Source organism: Huijunlia imazamoxiresistens (assembly GCF_037132455.1).
Taxonomy (GTDB): domain Bacteria; phylum Bacteroidota; class Bacteroidia; order Chitinophagales; family Chitinophagaceae; genus Flavisolibacter; species Flavisolibacter imazamoxiresistens.
The window spans coordinates 425,969-442,167 of sequence record NZ_JBBBEI010000004.1; the positions used below are offsets into that span (position 1 = coordinate 425,969).

General features: G+C 57.3%; 14 protein-coding genes and 1 pseudogene. 4 read left to right on the top strand and 11 right to left on the bottom strand.

All coding sequences use genetic code 11. The features are described 5' to 3' along the window. Positions 1-30: 30 nt before the first annotated feature. On the top strand, positions 31-1,644 hold the full coding sequence (gene pafA / locus V9K67_RS07440; protein ID WP_336721177.1) for an alkaline phosphatase PafA: 1,614 nt from the start codon (positions 31-33) through the stop codon (positions 1,642-1,644). 74 nt (positions 1,645-1,718) lie between these two features. Here the strand turns inward: pafA and V9K67_RS07445 are convergent, their stop codons facing one another. The 10 genes from V9K67_RS07445 to V9K67_RS07490 form a co-directional block, all read right to left on the bottom strand. Beyond that, positions 1,719-2,438, bottom strand: coding sequence for a DUF72 domain-containing protein (locus V9K67_RS07445; protein ID WP_336721178.1), 720 nt, complete (start codon positions 2,436-2,438; stop codon positions 1,719-1,721). A 75-nt stretch (positions 2,439-2,513) separates the two neighbouring features. Further along, a complete protein-coding gene (locus V9K67_RS07450; protein WP_336721179.1) occupies positions 2,514-2,924 on the bottom strand; it encodes a response regulator in 411 nt (136 codons plus the stop codon). After that, a complete protein-coding gene (locus V9K67_RS07455; RefSeq protein ID WP_336721180.1) occupies positions 2,924-6,877 on the bottom strand; it encodes a PAS domain-containing protein in 3,954 nt (1,317 codons plus the stop codon). The genes V9K67_RS07450 and V9K67_RS07455 overlap by 1 nt, the downstream gene beginning before the upstream one ends. 209 nt (positions 6,878-7,086) lie before the next feature. Further along, positions 7,087-7,641 (bottom strand): hypothetical protein, encoded by a 555-nt coding sequence (locus V9K67_RS07460; RefSeq protein ID WP_336721181.1) that lies wholly within the window; start codon positions 7,639-7,641, stop codon positions 7,087-7,089. Positions 7,642-7,866: 225 nt separating this feature from the next. Next, positions 7,867-8,340: a Dps family protein gene (locus V9K67_RS07465; protein ID WP_336721182.1), complete on the bottom strand. Its 474-nt coding sequence runs from the start codon at positions 8,338-8,340 to the stop codon at positions 7,867-7,869. Between the two features lie 97 nt (positions 8,341-8,437). After that, positions 8,438-9,859 carry a Glu/Leu/Phe/Val family dehydrogenase gene (locus tag V9K67_RS07470; RefSeq protein WP_336721183.1) on the bottom strand — a complete coding sequence of 474 codons (1,422 nt, stop codon included), beginning with the start codon at positions 9,857-9,859 and terminating at the stop codon, positions 8,438-8,440. A gap of 77 nt (positions 9,860-9,936) precedes the next feature. Next, positions 9,937-10,161 carry a CcmD family protein gene (locus tag V9K67_RS07475; RefSeq protein ID WP_336721184.1) on the bottom strand — a complete coding sequence of 75 codons (225 nt, stop codon included), beginning with the start codon at positions 10,159-10,161 and terminating at the stop codon, positions 9,937-9,939. Next, complete coding sequence (locus V9K67_RS07480) at positions 10,158-10,871, bottom strand: ABC transporter permease (RefSeq protein WP_336721185.1); 714 nt, start codon at positions 10,869-10,871, stop codon at positions 10,158-10,160. The genes V9K67_RS07475 and V9K67_RS07480 overlap by 4 nt, the downstream gene beginning before the upstream one ends. Positions 10,872-11,066: 195 nt before the next feature. Next, positions 11,067-11,672 (bottom strand): heme exporter protein CcmB, encoded by a 606-nt coding sequence (locus V9K67_RS07485; RefSeq protein ID WP_414696762.1) that lies wholly within the window; start codon positions 11,670-11,672, stop codon positions 11,067-11,069. Between the two features lie 96 nt (positions 11,673-11,768). Then, the gene (locus tag V9K67_RS07490; protein WP_336721186.1) at positions 11,769-12,350 is read right to left on the bottom strand and encodes a thymidine kinase; all 582 of its coding nucleotides are present in this window, start codon (positions 12,348-12,350) and stop codon (positions 11,769-11,771) included. Positions 12,351-12,474: 124 nt separating this feature from the next. Between V9K67_RS07490 and V9K67_RS07495 the strand changes: the two genes are divergently transcribed. Then, positions 12,475-13,455, top strand: coding sequence for a DUF8457 domain-containing protein (locus V9K67_RS07495; RefSeq protein ID WP_336721187.1), 981 nt, complete (start codon positions 12,475-12,477; stop codon positions 13,453-13,455). On the opposite strand, the gene V9K67_RS07500 is transcribed toward V9K67_RS07495, so the two are convergent. After that, positions 13,428-14,675, bottom strand: coding sequence for a 3-deoxy-D-manno-octulosonic acid transferase (locus V9K67_RS07500; protein WP_336721188.1), 1,248 nt, complete (start codon positions 14,673-14,675; stop codon positions 13,428-13,430). The genes V9K67_RS07495 and V9K67_RS07500 overlap by 28 nt on opposite strands. 99 nt (positions 14,676-14,774) lie before the next feature. Between V9K67_RS07500 and V9K67_RS07505 the strand changes: the two genes are divergently transcribed. Both V9K67_RS07505 and V9K67_RS07510 read left to right on the top strand, forming a co-directional pair. Beyond that, positions 14,775-15,905, top strand: coding sequence for a DegT/DnrJ/EryC1/StrS family aminotransferase (locus tag V9K67_RS07505; protein ID WP_336721189.1), 1,131 nt, complete (start codon positions 14,775-14,777; stop codon positions 15,903-15,905). Between the two features lie 49 nt (positions 15,906-15,954). Next, a pseudogene (locus tag V9K67_RS07510) lies at positions 15,955-16,199 on the top strand (UDP-glucose 6-dehydrogenase); the annotation flags it as partial.

Sequence of the window (16,199 nt, forward strand, 5' to 3'; positions counted from 1 at the left end):
CGCGTTAATTTTACTTCTCAAATTTTCTTAATGAAAAAGCTCCTCTTTTCTCTGCTGTTTTTCGCTTTTATTGGGGCCAATGCCCAGAGCCTTTCGCGGCCAAAACTGGTCGTGGGCATCGTTGTAGACCAGATGCGGTGGGACTTCCTGTACCGCTATTATGACCGTTATGGAAAAGACGGCTTTAAGCGCCTGCTGAACCGGGGCTTCAGTTGCGAAAACACCTTTATCCCCTACACCCCAACGGTAACGGCGGTCGGGCATTCCAGCGTTTATACCGGCAGCGTGCCTTCGCTGCACGGCATCATGGCCAACAACTGGTACGACCGGCAGCTCAAAAAGTCGGTCTACTGCACCGACGACACTACGGTACGGGGCGTGGGCACCACCTCTTCGGCGGGACGGATGTCGCCGCGCAGGCTCTGGGCCACCACCATCACCGATGAACTGCGCATGGCCACCAACTTTACCAACAAAACCATTGCCGTGGCCCTGAAGGACCGCGGTTGCATCCTGCCGGGCGGCCATACCGCCAACGCGGCCTACTGGTTCGACCAGGACCAAGGCAACTTTATCACCAGTACCTACTACCTCGATACCCTGCCTGCCTGGGTGCGGCAGTTCAACGACCGCAAGCTGCCCGATACCTACCTGAGCCAGAACTGGAACCTGCTGTACCCGGCTAATACCTATACCCAAAGCACCCCCGACGACCGGCCGTACGAAGGCAAGGTGCCGGATGGCAAAGGTTCTTTTCCGCACCTCACCAGCCAGGTGACACACGACAAATACGAGGCCTTCTGGTTCTCGCCTTTTGGCAATACCGTTACCCTGGAAATGGCCAAGGCCGCTGTTGAAGGCGAGCAGCTGGGCAAAGGAAAAGCTACCGACTTCCTGGCCGTGAGCATTTCCTCTACCGATGCGCTGGGCCACCAGTACGGCCCCAACTCCGTTGAGCTGGAAGACACCTACCTGCGGCTTGATAAAGACCTGGGCGCCTTCCTGAAATTTTTGGACGATAAAGTGGGCAAGGGCGACTACCTGCTGTTCCTGACGGCCGACCATGCCGTGGCACACGTGCCCGCCTGGAGCCAGGAGCACAAGATCCCCGCCGGCGGCACTTCCGCCGCCAACGTGCGGCAGCAGCTCAACGACGCCCTCCGCCAGCGCTACAACCAGGCAAATCTTATCGAAGTGGTAAGCGGCAGCCAGGTATACCTGAACGACAGTGTGCTGCAACAATCCGGCCTCGACCGTCGCGAGGTGAAACGGCAGGTAATACAGGCCCTGCTGCGCATTCCTGCCGTCTCCAAGGCCGTGGACCTGGAGGACCTGCCCTCCGCGGGCCTGCCTGAAAAGGTGAGGCTGATGCTGACCAACGGCTACAACCAGAAACTGAGCGGAGACATCCAGTTCGTCAACAAGCCGCAGTGGTTTGAGGTAGGCGTTACCGGTACCGGCCACGGCGCCTGGAACCCCTACGATTCCCATATTCCCCTGGTATGGTATGGCTGGAACATCCGCCAAGGCAAAACCAACCGCGAAACCTATATGACCGATATCGCCGCCACCCTGGCCGCCCTGCTCCGCATTCAAATGCCCAACGCGTGCATCGGGACCGTTATAGAGGAAGTTAGTCGATAAGCGTAGTTTACAAGTTTACGGGTTTACGGGTTTACGAGTTCCTGACGGGCGCCAGCAACTCGTAAACTTGTAAACTAGTAAACTATCCCCTGCACGAACCTTGCATTTGAAAGGGCTGCGGCGGAGGCTGTATTGTTGAAGTAGAGGAAGGTGCGGGTAGCTTCGCTTTGGGAGGCGGCCTGTTCCACCCTGGTTTTCAGGTAGGCATCGCCGTAAGAAGAATGATAGAGGCGGGGAACGCCGTGGAAGCGGTAGTAGAGCAGGGGAGCGGTGGCCATGACCTCGTCGGGCAGGCCGGGAAAGGAGACACCGCAGAAGGCAATGCCCCGGCGCTGCAGTTCCTGCTGTACTTCGGGGCGCCACCAGCTGATATGGCGGAACTCGATGACGTTGGCAAAAGAGGCATGGAGCTGGGAGGTGATGGTGTCGAGCAGGGCAGGCGCATACGCCATCTGCGGCGGCAGCTGGAACAGTACCGGTCCGAGCTTTTCTTTCAGGCCGTCCTGCAGCAGGAGGTAAAATTCATGGAGCGTTTCCTCCGTATTTTCGAATTGATGCTGGTGCGTAATGAGGCGGGGCACCTTAACCGAAAAAATAAAAGGGGCGGGGGATTTCTCATACCAGCCTTGAAGGGTCTTCAGCTGGGGGAAACGGTAAAAGGTATTGTTGATCTCCAGCGTATTGAAATGATTGCAGTAGTATTCAAACCAGCGGGCCGCAGGCAATCCTTTCGGGTAAAAGAGTTCCTTCCACTCTTTGTAGTAAAAGCCGGAGCAGCCGATATACCACTCCATAGGATTAAAGTTTACAAGTTTACGAGTTGGAAGTTCGGTCCCTCCTAATTCCCTATGAACAAATTAACCAATTCCCTACTTGTGGGGCAGCCACAGCTTGGCGATGGAGCTGGTAAGGTCCACCAGTTTGTTGAAGGTGTCGGGTTTGGTGACAAAGCAGTTGGCGCCCAGGCCGTAAGACATTTCCCGGTCCCTGTCGGAGGAGGAGGTGGTGAAGATCACCGTAGGGATGTGGTGGAACTGTTCGCTGCTTTTGATCTCCCGGAGGGCTTCCCTTCCGTCTTTGCCCGGCATGTTCAGGTCGAGCAGGATCAGGGCGGGGTATTCTTTTTCCTGGCAGTTGTCCAGGTATTCGATCAGCTTATCGCCATTCTCTATGAAGATGTATTCGTTCTGCCCGTTGCTGTTGCTCAGGAAGGCATCCCGAATGATCTCCCGGTCGTCCGCATCATCGTCTACGATCAATATATTGTGTTTGTGTTTCATTATTCTGGCAATATTATGGTAAAAGTGGCACCTTCGCCGGGTACACCGGTGGCATAAATAAGGCCACCGTGGTGTTCCACGATTTTTTTGCAAATGGCCAGGCCAATTCCCGATCCTTCGTATTCCGAGCGACCATGCAAGCGCTGAAAGATAGCAAATATTTTTCCGGCAAACTCATTTTCAAAACCAATGCCATTGTCTTTAATTTCGATCCTTAAATAATTCCCCGTACCGCCGGGTTCCCCGGCTTCCTCCCCGTTGACATAACTGTGGCGGATCGTAATGCGGGGCTGTTCGTCTTCTTTGGCGAATTTCAGGGAGTTGCTCAGTAAATTCTGGAACAGCTGGCGGAACTGCGACGGGATGATCTGGGCCACCGGCAGTCCGTCCGATTCGATCAGGGCGTTTTTCTGTTCGATCTTGAACTCGAGGGTCTGCAGCACTTCCTCCAGCACCTGCTGCAGGCTGTAAGGCTCATACGATTTATCGCCCGAGATCAGCGAAATAGACAGCAGGTCGCTGATCATGGTCTGCATGCGCTGCGAGGCATCGACGATCTTTTTCAGATAAATCTTTCCTTCGGGACTTAGCTTATCCATCTGCGTGGCCACCAGCCGGTCGCCGAAGGTGGAGATCTTGCGCAGGGGTTCTTTCAGGTCGTGGCTGGCCACGTAGGCAAACTCCTCGAGGCTGGCATTGGATTGTTCCAGCTTAAAGGAGTTCTGCAGCAGGGTGCGTTCCATGTCCTTGCGCTTGGTGATGTCCAGGGCGGCGCCCACGATCTGGGCCACCGAGCCGTTCTCGCGGGTCTTGAAGACCACTTCCCGCACCAGGAACCATTGCCAGTCGCCCTCTTTGGTTTTCAGGCGGCATTCGTACTGCAGCATCAGGTCGTTTTCCACGATCCGCTTTCGGCTGCGTTTCCGTTCCGGCAGCAGGTTCAGGTCGTCGGGATGGTACAGCTGTTCGGTTACCTGGCTGCCCATTTCCAACACATCTTCGGGCGTGTAGCCCAGCACGAAGAAAATCTCGCGGTTTACATACACCATCGAGGACTTTTCCACATCGTACAGGTACAGGATGGTGGGGGAGGCATCGGCAATGTGCCGGATGAAGTGCTGCTGTTCGGCCAGTTCGGCTTCCACTTCCTTCTGGGCCGTCACGTCCAGGGAAATGTTGAGCAGCAGCTCCACGGCTCCTTCGGCAGTGCGGTCGAAGACGGTGGTATAAGTGGTAAACCAGCGCCACTGGCCGTTTTTGTGCCGGATGCGGTAGGTGTGCTCGTACACGGGGGGCGTGTCCTGGCCGTTGTTGTCGGCCAGTTCCTGGATGGTTTCCAGAAACGCCTTCCGGTCGGGCACATCGGCCGGGTCGATGAGGCGGTCAATAAAGCCGATTCCTTCCTGCAGGGCGTCGGCGGGTTCGTAGCCCAGGAGCTTTTTGATGCCTTCGTTGACAAAGAGGTGCTTGCCCGTATGCGGGTTGTACAGGGCGATCATGGAGGGGGCGGTATTGGCGATCTTTTCGATCAGCTTCTGGCTTTCCTGCAGCCTCGTTTCGGCTTCTTTCTTTTCGGTGATGTCTTGCACGAAGCCGAAGAGGCCGCAGGTTTTTCCCTCGGCATCGATCTGCACCTCGGTATGAACCACCAGGTTTTTGAGCGCCCCGTTGCGGGCGATGATGCGGTATTCCAGCTGGAAGGGCTGTTGGTGGCGGATGGCGTTTTCAAAATGCTCTTCGTACATCCGGCGGTCGCCGGGGTGCACGAAGGCGATGAACTGGTCAAAGGGCAGGGGCTCGGGCTGCACCCCGATGCCCAGGATGCGGTAGAGCTCGTCGGACCAGTGGAGCTTGCCGGTACGCAGGTTTTGCGACCAGCTGCCCAGGTGGGCCAGCGCTTCGGTCTGCTGATACAGCTCTTCCGACTTTTTCAACTTGTCCATCAGCTCGCGCTGTTCGGTCACGTCCTGCACCGTACCCACGATGCGGATGAGGGTGCCCTGGGAATTGGTGACGCCGTTGCCTTTCAGCAATACGGTTTTCTGGAGGCCCTGGGGCAGGCGGATGCGGTGGTAGAGGTTCAGGGGTGCTTGCCGGTGGATGGCTTTTTTCACGGCCTTCAGCACCCGGGGCCGGTCCTCGGGATGGATCAGCGGCAAAAAGGTTTCGGTCGGGGCTTCGCCGGCGGTGGGCGGCAGCCCGAATATTTGGAAGGCTTCTTCCGACCCGTAGGTTTTGTTTTCCCTTATCTCGTAGCGCCAGCTACCGATATGGGCCAGGGCCTGGGCCTGTTTGTAGAGGATCTCGCTTTGTTCGAGCTGCTGCAGCAGGGCCTGCCGTTCGGTCACGTCCTGCAGGGTGCCGATGTAGCGGACCACCTTTCCCTGGTCGTTGCGTTCGGCCTCGCCCCGGGAATGCAGGGTTTTGTTGGTGCCGTCCGGCAGTTGAATGCGGAAGTGCATGTCCACGGTTTCGCCCGTTTCCAGGGCGTGGGCCATGGTGCGGTGGATCAGTTCGTTGTCATCGGGGTGGCGGTACCTGCGGAACAGGTCCATATCGTATTTCGCCTGGGGCTCCATGTTGAAGATGCGGGCCACCTCGGCTGTACAGGCAATTTCGTTTTTCTCGACGTCGTAAATATAATGGCCCAGGTGGCTGATGGCCTGTGCCTGTTCGTACAGCTTGTTGGTTTCGGTCAGTTGGCGCAGGATGCGGTGCCGCTCGGTCACGTCCATGACGGTGCCGCTCATGCCGGCAGGCTGCCCGTTTTCGTAATAGATGACCCCGCGGCAGGAAATGACCTTTTCGCCGGAGGCAGCCAGGTATCGGTATTCCTCGTCCAGCTGGCCGGACTGCGCCTTTGCCCGTGCTACGGCTTCTTCCAGCCGGGCCCGATCGGCGGGGTGCACTCTTTCCCAGAAGCTGTCGTGTTCGTTTTCCGATGCTTCCAGGATCTTTTGGCTCTGGGGCGAGAGGTAGGACTGGGAGTTGTTGAAGTGCCAGCGGTAGCTGCCGGTCTGGGCTATTTCCTGGGCTTCCAGCAGTTGGCGCTGGCTTTCTTCCAGCTGCTGGCGGGCGGCTTTTTCTTCCTGGATATCCAGCAGGAAGGCGATGATATCCAGGGCGTGGCCCTCTTCGTCGCGGTTGAAGACCGTGAAGTACGAGCGGGTCCAGCGGTAGCGGCCTTCCTTGTTTTTCAGGCGGTTTTCCAGGGTGCGGGTTTCCCCGTCGCGGGCGGTGGCCATATCGTTCAGGGAGGCCCGGGCCTGTTCGCGGTCGTCGGGATGCAGAAAGGCCAGGGGAAGGGGCGGGCCGGCGGCCGGTTTGGCCGGCAGGGGGCCGAAGAATTCCTTTCCTTTATTATTGAGGTAATGCACCTGGTCGTCCTGCAGCGAATAAATAAAGATGATCACCGGCGAGTTGTCGGCGATTTTGCGGGTAGCGCTTTCTTCCTTTTGCACCCGGCTTTTCAGCAGGCGGAGAGAGGCATTGAAGGATTCGGTTTCGAGGCTGGCGAGGTACAGGTCGATCTCTTTGGCCGTTTCCACCGCCTGCCGCACGTCGGCCGTGAAGCCGGGCAAAAAGTCCAGCAGGGTTTTTTTACGCGACAGGGAAAAAAGGGTGACGTCCTCGGCTTTAATATCTTCCTGGGAAACCATCAGGAGCAGCTGCCCGGCAGACTTATATTCCTCGCGTACGATATGAATGAGTTCGCCGGCCTTGTTTTCCGACAGGTATTTCAGGAAACGGGTGTTGATCTGAAGGGATTTTGCTTCCAGCTCTTCCGGGCTCAGGTGGGTAAACAGCTTCAAGACCGGGGCGTCCAGGTCGACCAGGCATTGCAGTTGGGCACGGGAAAATTCCTCCAGCCGCTCGCTGAGAAGGTGGGCGGCAAAGGACGGCAGATAAGCAAAGTTGTTTACGTTCAGACTGTTTTTGCTAGTTGACAACACAGGCTATGAGTATTAATAATCGAACGAACAATCCAAGAAATATTCCGGAACCCACTTCTCCGAATGATAAAATTACACGCAAATTCCAATTATTAATAATGGATTTAGCAACTGCCGGAAGGGGTTGGTTGCCAGCGCTCTTCCGTAACAAAAACAGAGCCCGCTGCGGCGGGCTTGGTTTCGGGCGGGGTGCAGGGGCGGCACAGGAGTTATCCTTCCCGGTTGGGGCCGGAATAAGGGTCTTCCTCCTGCGCCTCGTGGCGGTCGCCACCCAGGCTGTAGTAGTTGTTTTCCTCGTCTTCCTCTCCCAGCGATTCGTTTTCGTCATCCAGCTCGCTGCCGGGGATATCCAGGTCGGTATTGAGGTCTTCGCTGGCCAGGTTCTGGGGGGTGCCGATGGCGTCGTTGGTGGCATTGAGCACGGCCAGGTCGTCATCGTCCACATCGGCTTCGGTGCCGGCGCGGAGGCCCAGTCCGCCGTCATCGGCGGGCCCTTCATCGGGGCTTTCGCGGTTCTGCCCGGCGGGGAAGCGCTGCCCTACGCCGCTGGCATTCCGCGAGTTGGGAAGATTCTCTACATCTATGTCTTCGCGGGTATAGTCGTTTCGATGGTCCATGATGTCTTCCCGCGCCGGGTAGTGCGGGTAGCCGGGGAAATCCTGGTCGGTTCGGGGGTCTTTGGAGTTCTCTACCTCACGTTTGCTGTCCATGGCCTTGGAGGCGTCCTGTTCCGGGTTCCGGCTGCGGTTTTTATCCTGTTTCATTTTCATCGGTTTATCCATAGTATAATAAAATGTTGTGCCGATTGAAAAAACCAGGAGGATTTCGGATGCCGGATGGCGGATTTCGGATCCCCTTGATAGTTTACGGGTGCTTTTCAAAATGGAAATCTCCTGAAGGTGAAACAAAAATGCCCCCGGACTCCGGAGGCATTTTGTTCTATAAAACTTTATCGACTTTCTAGGGGATCCGAAATCCCAAATCCGAAATCATTTGAGGTAGGCCGAGTACATCCACACCAGCTTTTCCTTTTCGCGGATGTAGTCGCTCATGAGGGCGTTGGTGCCTTCGTCGCCGGCATCGCCGGACAGCGCCAGGATCTCGCGTTCGAGCTGCAGCAGGGTTTGAAAGGCCTGCACGATGTTGCCGACCGCCTGCTTGCCTTCCGACACGTTGGTGGCTTCGGGTATGGTCGCCTCCTTAAGATAGGCCGAGAAGCTGTGCGTGGGGGTAAAGCCCAGGGTGAGGATGCGTTCGGCGATCTCGTCCACCTTGACCAGCAGATCGGTATACAGCTCTTCGAACTTCGCATGCAGCTCAAAGAATTTTTCGCCGGTAATGTTCCAGTGGAACCCGCGGGCATTGATGTAAAACAGCTGGTAATTCGCCAGGAGGAGGTTCAGTTTGCCTGCCAGTTGCTTTGCCTGTTCGCTGTCCAGTCCAATTTGATTTTTCTGATCCATAGTATCTTTTTTTAAGTTCCTGAGTTCCTGAGTTGAGTTTACGGGTTTATGCGTTGGGCTGTCGTCCAATTCCCAATTAACCAATTCCATGCCCCCTCTAGGGAAATATTCCCAGCTCCGCATAGGTGTTGGCTACTTTATTAATGGCCACGACGAAGGCGGCGGTGCGCATGTCGGGGATGTCGGGACTATGCTGCCAGATATTGACGATCTCGTGGGTGGCGGCGATCATGGTTTCTTCCAGGCCGCTGTACACCAGGTCCACCTCGTCGGCGCCGTGCAGGATAAACTGCCGTTCGCGGTCCACCACGTGCTTGCCGGTCAGCTCTTCCATCTGGCCCAGGATATGGGCGTTCATGCTTTCGGTAAACCGCTTTTCCAGGCGGCCGTAGCGCACGTGGCTGAGGTTTTTGAGCCACTCGAAATACGAAACCGTCACTCCGCCGGCATTCAGGTACATGTCGGGCACCACCAGCACGCCCTTGCGGATGAACACTTCGTCGGCTTCGGGGGTGAGGGGGCCGTTGGCGGCTTCGCCGATGATCTTTGCCCGGACGCGGGGGGCGTTGTCGCCGTTGATGACGTTTTCCAGGGCGGCGGGGATCAGGATGTCGCAGTCGTATTCCAGGGCGTCGGTATTCTTGTCGAAGTTGGTAGCGCCGGGGAAGTTCAGGATGGAGCCGGTGGATTTGCGGTGGTCGAACACGGCGGTGACGTCCAGGCCGGCATCGGACCAGATGGCGCCTTCGAATTCGGCCAGGGCGATGATGCGGGCGCCCGCATTCTGAAAGTATTTGGCGGCATGGTACCCCACGTTGCCGAGGCCTTGAACGATCACCCGTTTGCCCTGGACGCCGGGAGTAAGGCCCAGGCGCTCCATTACCTGGGGCATGTTGCAGACCTCGCGGATGCCGTAAAAAACGCCCAGGCCGGTGGCTTCGCGGCGGCCGCGGACGCCGCCCTGGGTGACGGGCTTGCCGGTAACGCAGCCGGCGGCGTCGATCTCGCCGGGGCGCAGGCTTTGGTAGGTGTCCACGATCCAGGCCATTTCGCGCTCGCCGGTGCCGTAGTCGGGAGCGGGCACGTCGGTGCCGGGGCCGATAAAGTTCTTTTTGATCAGCTCGGAAGTGTAGCGGCGGGTGATCTTTTCCAGCTCGTAGGGGGAGTATTGTTTCGGGTTGATCTTGATGCCGCCCTTGGCGCCCCCAAAGGGCACGTTGACGATGGCGCACTTGTAGGTCATCAGGGCGGCCAGGGCCATCACCTCGTCCTGGTTTACCTCGGCGGCAAACCGGATCCCGCCCTTACAGGGCGTTTTGTGCTGCGAGTGCTGCACCCGGTAGGCTTCGATCACTTCGATGTGCCCGTCGTCCATGCGCACGGGAAACTTCATCTGGTAGACGGCATTGCAGGCTTTGATCTGTTCGAGGATGCCGGGGTCCCAGGTGGTAAACCGGGCCGCTTTGTCAAAGCTTTTGTTCACGCTCTCGAAAAAACTGTACTCTGTATTTTCTATCATGGGCTATCGATTTACCTGTTCGGATGCAACCCTTTTCACGAAGACAGAACGTACCGGATACCTTTTCCTTACCCTTCTTATTCGGACACCTCTTTCTCCAGCCGCGTGATCTTCCGGTCGAGGCGGATAAGATAAAAAATTATGCCTGCAAAAATGGTAAGGATCACGGCGATGACGACAAAAATTTTCCCGCTGCTGCGCATGCTGTCGGCCATGTCGACGGCGCCCTGGGCAGAGTCCTGGGCAAAGGCAAAAAACTGGATCAGAAGGAGTACGGTAACAACAAGGAGTTTGCGGGTCATGAATGTATTAGTTTTTTTTCTTTGATGAGGCTCATCCTGACTTTCAGGCTCACGATCCAAACGCCCAGCAGCGTCCAGCCGATCACGGCGGGGTAAAATACCAGCCGCATGCGGGCGTCGATATCGCGGGGGTTGAGGGCCGGGTTACCCTGGCCGCCGGGATGCAGGCTTTCCATCAGTCGCGGAAGTATCCAGATCGAGGGAAATAAAAAGGCGAATGCAAAAATATTATACACGGCGCTGATGCGGGCCCGCTTATCCTCGTCGGTAATGGAGCCGCGCAGTACGAAATAGGCAAAATAGATCAGCAGGGCAATAGCAGCGCCGATCAGCTTGGGTTCCTTGGCAATGGCACCAAAGGAGGCCGTGGCGGGGTTATTGGGATCGGCCCAGGTAAAGGACATCCAGATGGCGCCGGTGGCATAGCCCAGGAGGCCGAACACGCAGCCCACCGCCGCGTATTCCTTGGAGCGGATGTCGTTGTGAATGGAGCCGGTGCTCAGGTATTTCACGGCCTGCACCACCGAAACCGTAAACAGGATCATCATGCTGAACCACATGGAAACGTGGAAGTACAGGTTGCGAATCGTTTCGTTGAGGATATTCAGCCGCGGTACCTCGAAGACCCCCATATTAAAGACATTCAGTCCGGCGATCAGGGTGTACACCAGCAGCACCACGGACACTATTTTCCACCACTTTTTTTTCATAAAGAATCACGCCACTGTAAGCACAGTGCTTTTTAAGAATGGCAAAAGTAAGCCAAAAGAAGGAAGTAAGCGGGAGGGGGAATTGGTTAATTGGTTAATTGGGAATTAGGCGGGGTCGCTGTATATAAGAAACCTGGCAGGTTTTTAAAACCTGCCAGGCTTGCGGTAGCCGAAGGAACTCTGGAACTCGTAGCGCTAGTCTTTCCAAAGAAACGGAAACAGGATCACCGACAGGACGATGATCAGCAGGTTCATCACCAGCAGCAGCAGCACGGTACCGGTGGTGTCGGCGGGCATTTCGGAGAAAACGGTGTTGGACACTTTCATCAGCATCAGCAGCTGGGGAATGATCAGCGGGAAGCCCAGGATAGGCATGATGGCGGCATTCTGCTGCGCCCGGGCGGCGATGGCGGCCAGGAAGGTAAAGACCAGGCTCAGGCCCCAGCCCCCCAGGAACACCAGCCCGATGAAGGGCAGGAGCTTTTCCACCGGGTTGCCCATGAACAGGCTGAAAAGCACCAGGCTGAGGGTGCTCATGACCAGCATCAGCAGCGAGTTGAACAGCAGCTTCGCCAGCACAAAATGCTGGGGCGAGGCGATGGAGTGGTAGTACAGCATGCGGCCCCGGCTTTCCTGCAAAAAACTCTTGGCCACGGCATTGATGCAGATAAAGAGCTGGATGATCCAGAACAGGCCGTTCCAGACCTTGCTTTCCGAATCCTCGCCGACGGCCATGTACAGCACGAAGATGGTGGCGCCCACGTACAGCAGGATGCCGTAAAAGGTGTACTGTTGGCGCATTTCCAGCACCAGGTCCTTTTTAAACAGGGCCCATATGCGCGAAAAAGAGTTGATAGCGGATGATTTTAAATGAAGAAATAGTTGCAGGTAACGCTCCTAGTCGTCGATGGCGCCGTCCAGCTGGTAGCAGCTGCGGCAGCGCGGCTCGTAGGCTTCCTTTTCGCCCAGCATGATCTGGGCTTCGTGAAACACCTTGCGGTAGGAGTAATTGGCGATGTGGCCGCATTTCACGCAGATGGCGTGCAGCTTGGTCACGTAGTCGGCCTTGGCCATCAGGCAGGGCATGGCGCCGAACGGCTTGCCGGTATAATCCATGTCCAGGCCGGCCACGATCACCCGTACGCCCCGGAACGCCAGCTCGTCGCAGACGTTGGCGATCTCGTTGTCGAAAAACTGGGCCTCGTCCACGCCCACCACGTCGGCGTCCTTTGCCAGCGCCAGCAGCTGGCGCGCATGGTCCACCGGCACCGAATGCAGGCTGTTGGTGTCGTGCGACACGATCCGCAGCTCGTCGTAACGCACGTCCAGCGACGGCTTGAAGATCGCCACCTTCAGGTTGGCGATCGTGGCCCGCTTCAGCCGGCGGATCAGTTCCTCGGTTTTTCCCGAAAACATCGACCCGCAGATCACTTCGATCCAGCCGCGGCGCTCGCCTATGATGTTGGGCTCAATAAACATTTTACAATAATTGTTAGCAATTGGTGTCGGTTGGTTCAGGAAACAGTTTGTACTTTTAGCCACTGCTTGCGCAGTGGAAATTGATACAAAGCCATTTTGAAGCCGCCAAAAGTACCATAAACAGATGGAACGTGTCCAGGTTTTAATTGACAAATTAGTACAGTTACAGAAACAGGGCGACAGCATTCCCCAGATGCTGCTGACCGTGCAGCTTTTGCAGCAGGAATTGCAGGCATTGCAGCAAACCGTGAAACCCTCCGGCACCAAGGTGGCGGTGGTGATGCCCTCGCGCCCGGCCGTAAGGACGGTGCAGGTGGAGGCCCCCCGCGAAGTGCCCCGGCCCGCCGCCCCGGCAGAACCGGTAGTGCCGGCACCGCCGGTGACCCCGGTAGCGCAGGAAGCGCCGGCTGCCCCACCGCAGCCCGAGCCGGTAATAATAAATGAACAGCCCCAGGCTGAACAGCCCCAGGCTGATTTGCCCCAGGTGGAGTTGCCGCCGGTAGAACAGCCCCGGATGGAACAGCCCCAGGCTGACTTGCCCCAGGCTCCGGCCGTCCCGGCCCGCGAATACTACCCGCTCCAGGAATTCCCGGTAACCCATACCGTCCACGAGCCCGAGCCCCAGGCAGCGCCGGTGCCGCCTTCCCTGGCCCATCAGCCCGAAACCGGGCACCTGGCCGAGATGCCGCACCTGCCCGAAACGGGCCATTTGCCCGATCCGCGGTTCGATGCGGTGGCCGAAACGCCGACCCTGGTGCACCACCAGCCGGTAAAAGAGATCCACGAACTCATCGGGGAGCAGCGCGAATCGCTGAACGACAAGCTGAAACAGGAAAAAGTGGAGCTGGCCCACCTGCTGAAGACCACCCCCATCAAAGACCTGCGCAAGGCCATCGGCCTCAACGACAAGTTCGCCTTTATCAACGACCTGTTCCGCGGCGACGAGTCGATGTACGAGCGGAGCATCAAAACCATCAACGGCTTCCATATTTTACAGGAAGCCGAATACTGGATCAACCGTGAGCTGAAAGTAAAGCTGGGCTGGAACGACGACAAAGAGGTCGTGCAGCATTTTTATCACCTGGTCAAAAGGCGCTTTTCATAAATGAAGTCCAGGATCGCTTCCGTGGCGCCCTGGTTGTCGCGAATATAGTGCAGTGCAGCGGCGGCCGCCCTGCGGCGGGCGTCCTCGTCCGACAGCAGCCGCTGCACCAGCGCCTGCAGTTCTTCCGCCCTGCCGAAGCTGAAGCCGCCGCCTGCGGCGATCAACTCCTTGGCCTCCCGGTATTTTTCATAGTTCGGCCCGAACAGCACCGGCCTGCCGTAAACCGCCGCTTCCAGCGTATTGTGAATGCCGTCGCGGGTAAAGCCGCCGCCCACATACGTCAGGGTAGCATATTTATAAATACGTGACAGCATCCCCACGTTGTCGATAATGAGCGTGCGGGCCGCCGGCGGCAGGGGAGCGCCCGCTTTCAGCTGCGAGTACCGGACGGGCGCCGGGAACTCCTTTTCAATTTTTTCAATATGGGCGGCGTCGATCTCGTGGGGCGCCACAATCAGTTTGCAGTCCGGGGGCAGCTGCAGCGACAGCAGGGCGGCTTCGTCGTCCGACCAGGTGCTGCCGGCTACGATCACCCGGGCGGTTCCCGCAAAATCCGCCACAAACGGCACTTCCGTAAAATGCTCCGCGATCTCCGCCACCCGGTCGAAGCGGGTATCGCCGCTGATGCTGCCGTGGGAGATGCCGTGTTGCTGCAACAGCTGCAGGGAAGGCGGATCCTGTACAAAGATGCGGGTGAAGAAGTGCAGCATGTTGCGGTAAAAGCCGCCATACCATTTAAAGAAGGACTGGCCGGGACGGAATACCGCCGATACCAGCAGCAGGGGGATGTTGCGCCGGTGCACCGCCTGCAGGTGGTGGAACCAGAAATCGTATTTGACAAAGACCACCAGCGCGGGGCGGACCTTTTGCAAAAAGCGTTCGGCATGGGCGGCCGTATCGTCGGGCAGGTAAAACAGGAAATCGGCTCCTTGGTACCGGCGGGCGGCATTGTAGCCCGAAGGCGAAAAAAAGGTAACCAAAACTTTATACGAGGGGTAAAGGGCCTTCAGCCGTTCGATCACGGGCTTGGCCTGCTCGAATTCGCCGGCCGAAGAACTGTGGATCCAGATGAGGGGTTCGCCGGGCGTCAGCTGTTGATCCAGCTCCTGCCACAGCCGCTGGCGGCCGGCCACCCATTCGGCGGCCTTGGGGTTTCGTGTGGCGGCGATCTTTACGCCCAGCCGGTAGGCGGCAACGAAGATATTATAAAAGAAAATCAAGAAAGGACGTTTAACCGTATTCAGGGCAAATGTAACGGCAAACTTCCAACCTAAGCATTATTTCCTATTTTTGCGCCACTTTAACGGAAAATTACACGTATGCGTCCAATTCAAATGGTTGATTTAAAGCAGCAGTATCTCAGGATCAAGGAAGAAGTCGATGCCGCTGTTTTAAACGTTCTTTCCAGCAGTGCCTATATCAACGGACCCCAGGTGCAAAGCTTTTCTTCGGCCCTGGCCGCATACAACGGCGCCCGCCACGTGATTCCCTGCGCCAACGGTACCGACGCCCTCCAGGTGTCGATGATGGCCCTGGGCCTGCAGCCCGGCGACGAAGTGATCACCCCTTCCTTTACCTTTATCGCTACGGCCGAAGTGATCGCCCTGCTGCGCCTCAAGCCGGTATTCGTGGATGTGGACCCCCAGACCTTCTGCATCGACCCCGATGCCATTGAGGAAGCCATTACGCCCAACACCAAAGCCATTGTGCCGGTGCACCTGTACGGGCAGCCCGCCCATATGGAGCGCATCCTGGAGATCGCCCGCCGCCACAACCTGGCCGTGATCGAGGACAACGCCCAGGCCATCGGCGCGGATTATGTCTTCTCCGACGGCTCCTCCCAAAAGACCGGCGCCATCGGCACCGTGGGCACCACCTCGTTTTTCCCGTCCAAGAACCTGGGCTGCTATGGCGATGGCGGCGCCATGCTGACCAACGATGACGTCCTGGCCGGCCAGCTGCGCATGGTGGCCAACCACGGCCAGCGTCAGCGCTATTACCACGAGCTCGTGGGCTGCAACAGCCGCCTCGATACGGTGCAGGCCGCCGTCCTGGAGATCAAACTGAAATACCTGGACGAATACATTAGCGCCCGCCGCAAAGCCGCCGACTATTATGATGCCGCTTTCGCCGGCTGTCCGAAGATCACCACCCCCTACCGGGCACCCTACGGCCGGCACGTGTTTCACCAGTACACCCTGGTGCTGGAAGACGTGGACCGCGACGCCCTGAACGCCTTCCTGGCCGAGCACCAGATCCCCTCCATGATCTATTACCCCGTACCGGCCCACCGCCAGGAAATGTTTGCCGAATACCAGTCCGCCGAAACGAACCTGCCGGTAACCGACTGGCTGACCACCCGGGTATTGTCCCTGCCCATGCATACCGAACTGGACGAAGAACAGCTTGCCCATATTGCCGGAAAGGTGTTGGCCTTTGTCAACCGCTGACCGGTCACAAATTCATCTTCTCAACCTTCGACTCCCTAAATAAGCATTTATGAATATTACCGTAGTAGGTACAGGATACGTGGGCCTGGTAACAGGAACCTGCCTGGCAGAAACCGGCAACAACGTTTGCTGTGTGGACATCGACCAAAACAAAGTAGAAAAGCTCCGTGGCGGGCAAATGCCCATCTTCGAGCCCGGCCTGGAAAAACTGTTTGAACGCAACCTGAAGGAAAACCGTCTCTCCTTCACCACCTCCCTGGCCGAAGGCCTCAAGGACAGCGAGATCGTGTTCCT

What these genes read in the sequence shown, in the direction of transcription:
- pafA (WP_336721177.1), top strand. Translation starts at nt 31, where the DNA reads ATGAAAAAGCTCCTCTTTTCTCTGCTGTTTTTCGCTTTTATTGGGGCC.
- V9K67_RS07445 (WP_336721178.1), bottom strand. Translation starts at nt 2,438, where the DNA reads ATGGAGTGGTATATCGGCTGCTCCGGCTTTTACTACAAAGAGTGGAAG.
- V9K67_RS07450 (WP_336721179.1), bottom strand. Translation starts at nt 2,924, where the DNA reads ATGAAACACAAACACAATATATTGATCGTAGACGATGATGCGGACGAC.
- V9K67_RS07460 (WP_336721181.1), bottom strand. Translation starts at nt 7,641, where the DNA reads ATGAAACAGGATAAAAACCGCAGCCGGAACCCGGAACAGGACGCCTCC.
- V9K67_RS07465 (WP_336721182.1), bottom strand. Translation starts at nt 8,340, where the DNA reads ATGGATCAGAAAAATCAAATTGGACTGGACAGCGAACAGGCAAAGCAA.
- V9K67_RS07470 (WP_336721183.1), bottom strand. Translation starts at nt 9,859, where the DNA reads ATGATAGAAAATACAGAGTACAGTTTTTTCGAGAGCGTGAACAAAAGC.
- V9K67_RS07475 (WP_336721184.1), bottom strand. Translation starts at nt 10,161, where the DNA reads ATGACCCGCAAACTCCTTGTTGTTACCGTACTCCTTCTGATCCAGTTT.
- V9K67_RS07480 (WP_336721185.1), bottom strand. Translation starts at nt 10,871, where the DNA reads ATGAAAAAAAAGTGGTGGAAAATAGTGTCCGTGGTGCTGCTGGTGTAC.
- V9K67_RS07485 (WP_414696762.1), bottom strand. Translation starts at nt 11,672, where the DNA reads ATGCGCCAACAGTACACCTTTTACGGCATCCTGCTGTACGTGGGCGCC.
- V9K67_RS07490 (WP_336721186.1), bottom strand. Translation starts at nt 12,350, where the DNA reads ATGTTTATTGAGCCCAACATCATAGGCGAGCGCCGCGGCTGGATCGAA.
- V9K67_RS07495 (WP_336721187.1), top strand. Translation starts at nt 12,475, where the DNA reads ATGGAACGTGTCCAGGTTTTAATTGACAAATTAGTACAGTTACAGAAA.
- V9K67_RS07505 (WP_336721189.1), top strand. Translation starts at nt 14,775, where the DNA reads ATGCGTCCAATTCAAATGGTTGATTTAAAGCAGCAGTATCTCAGGATC.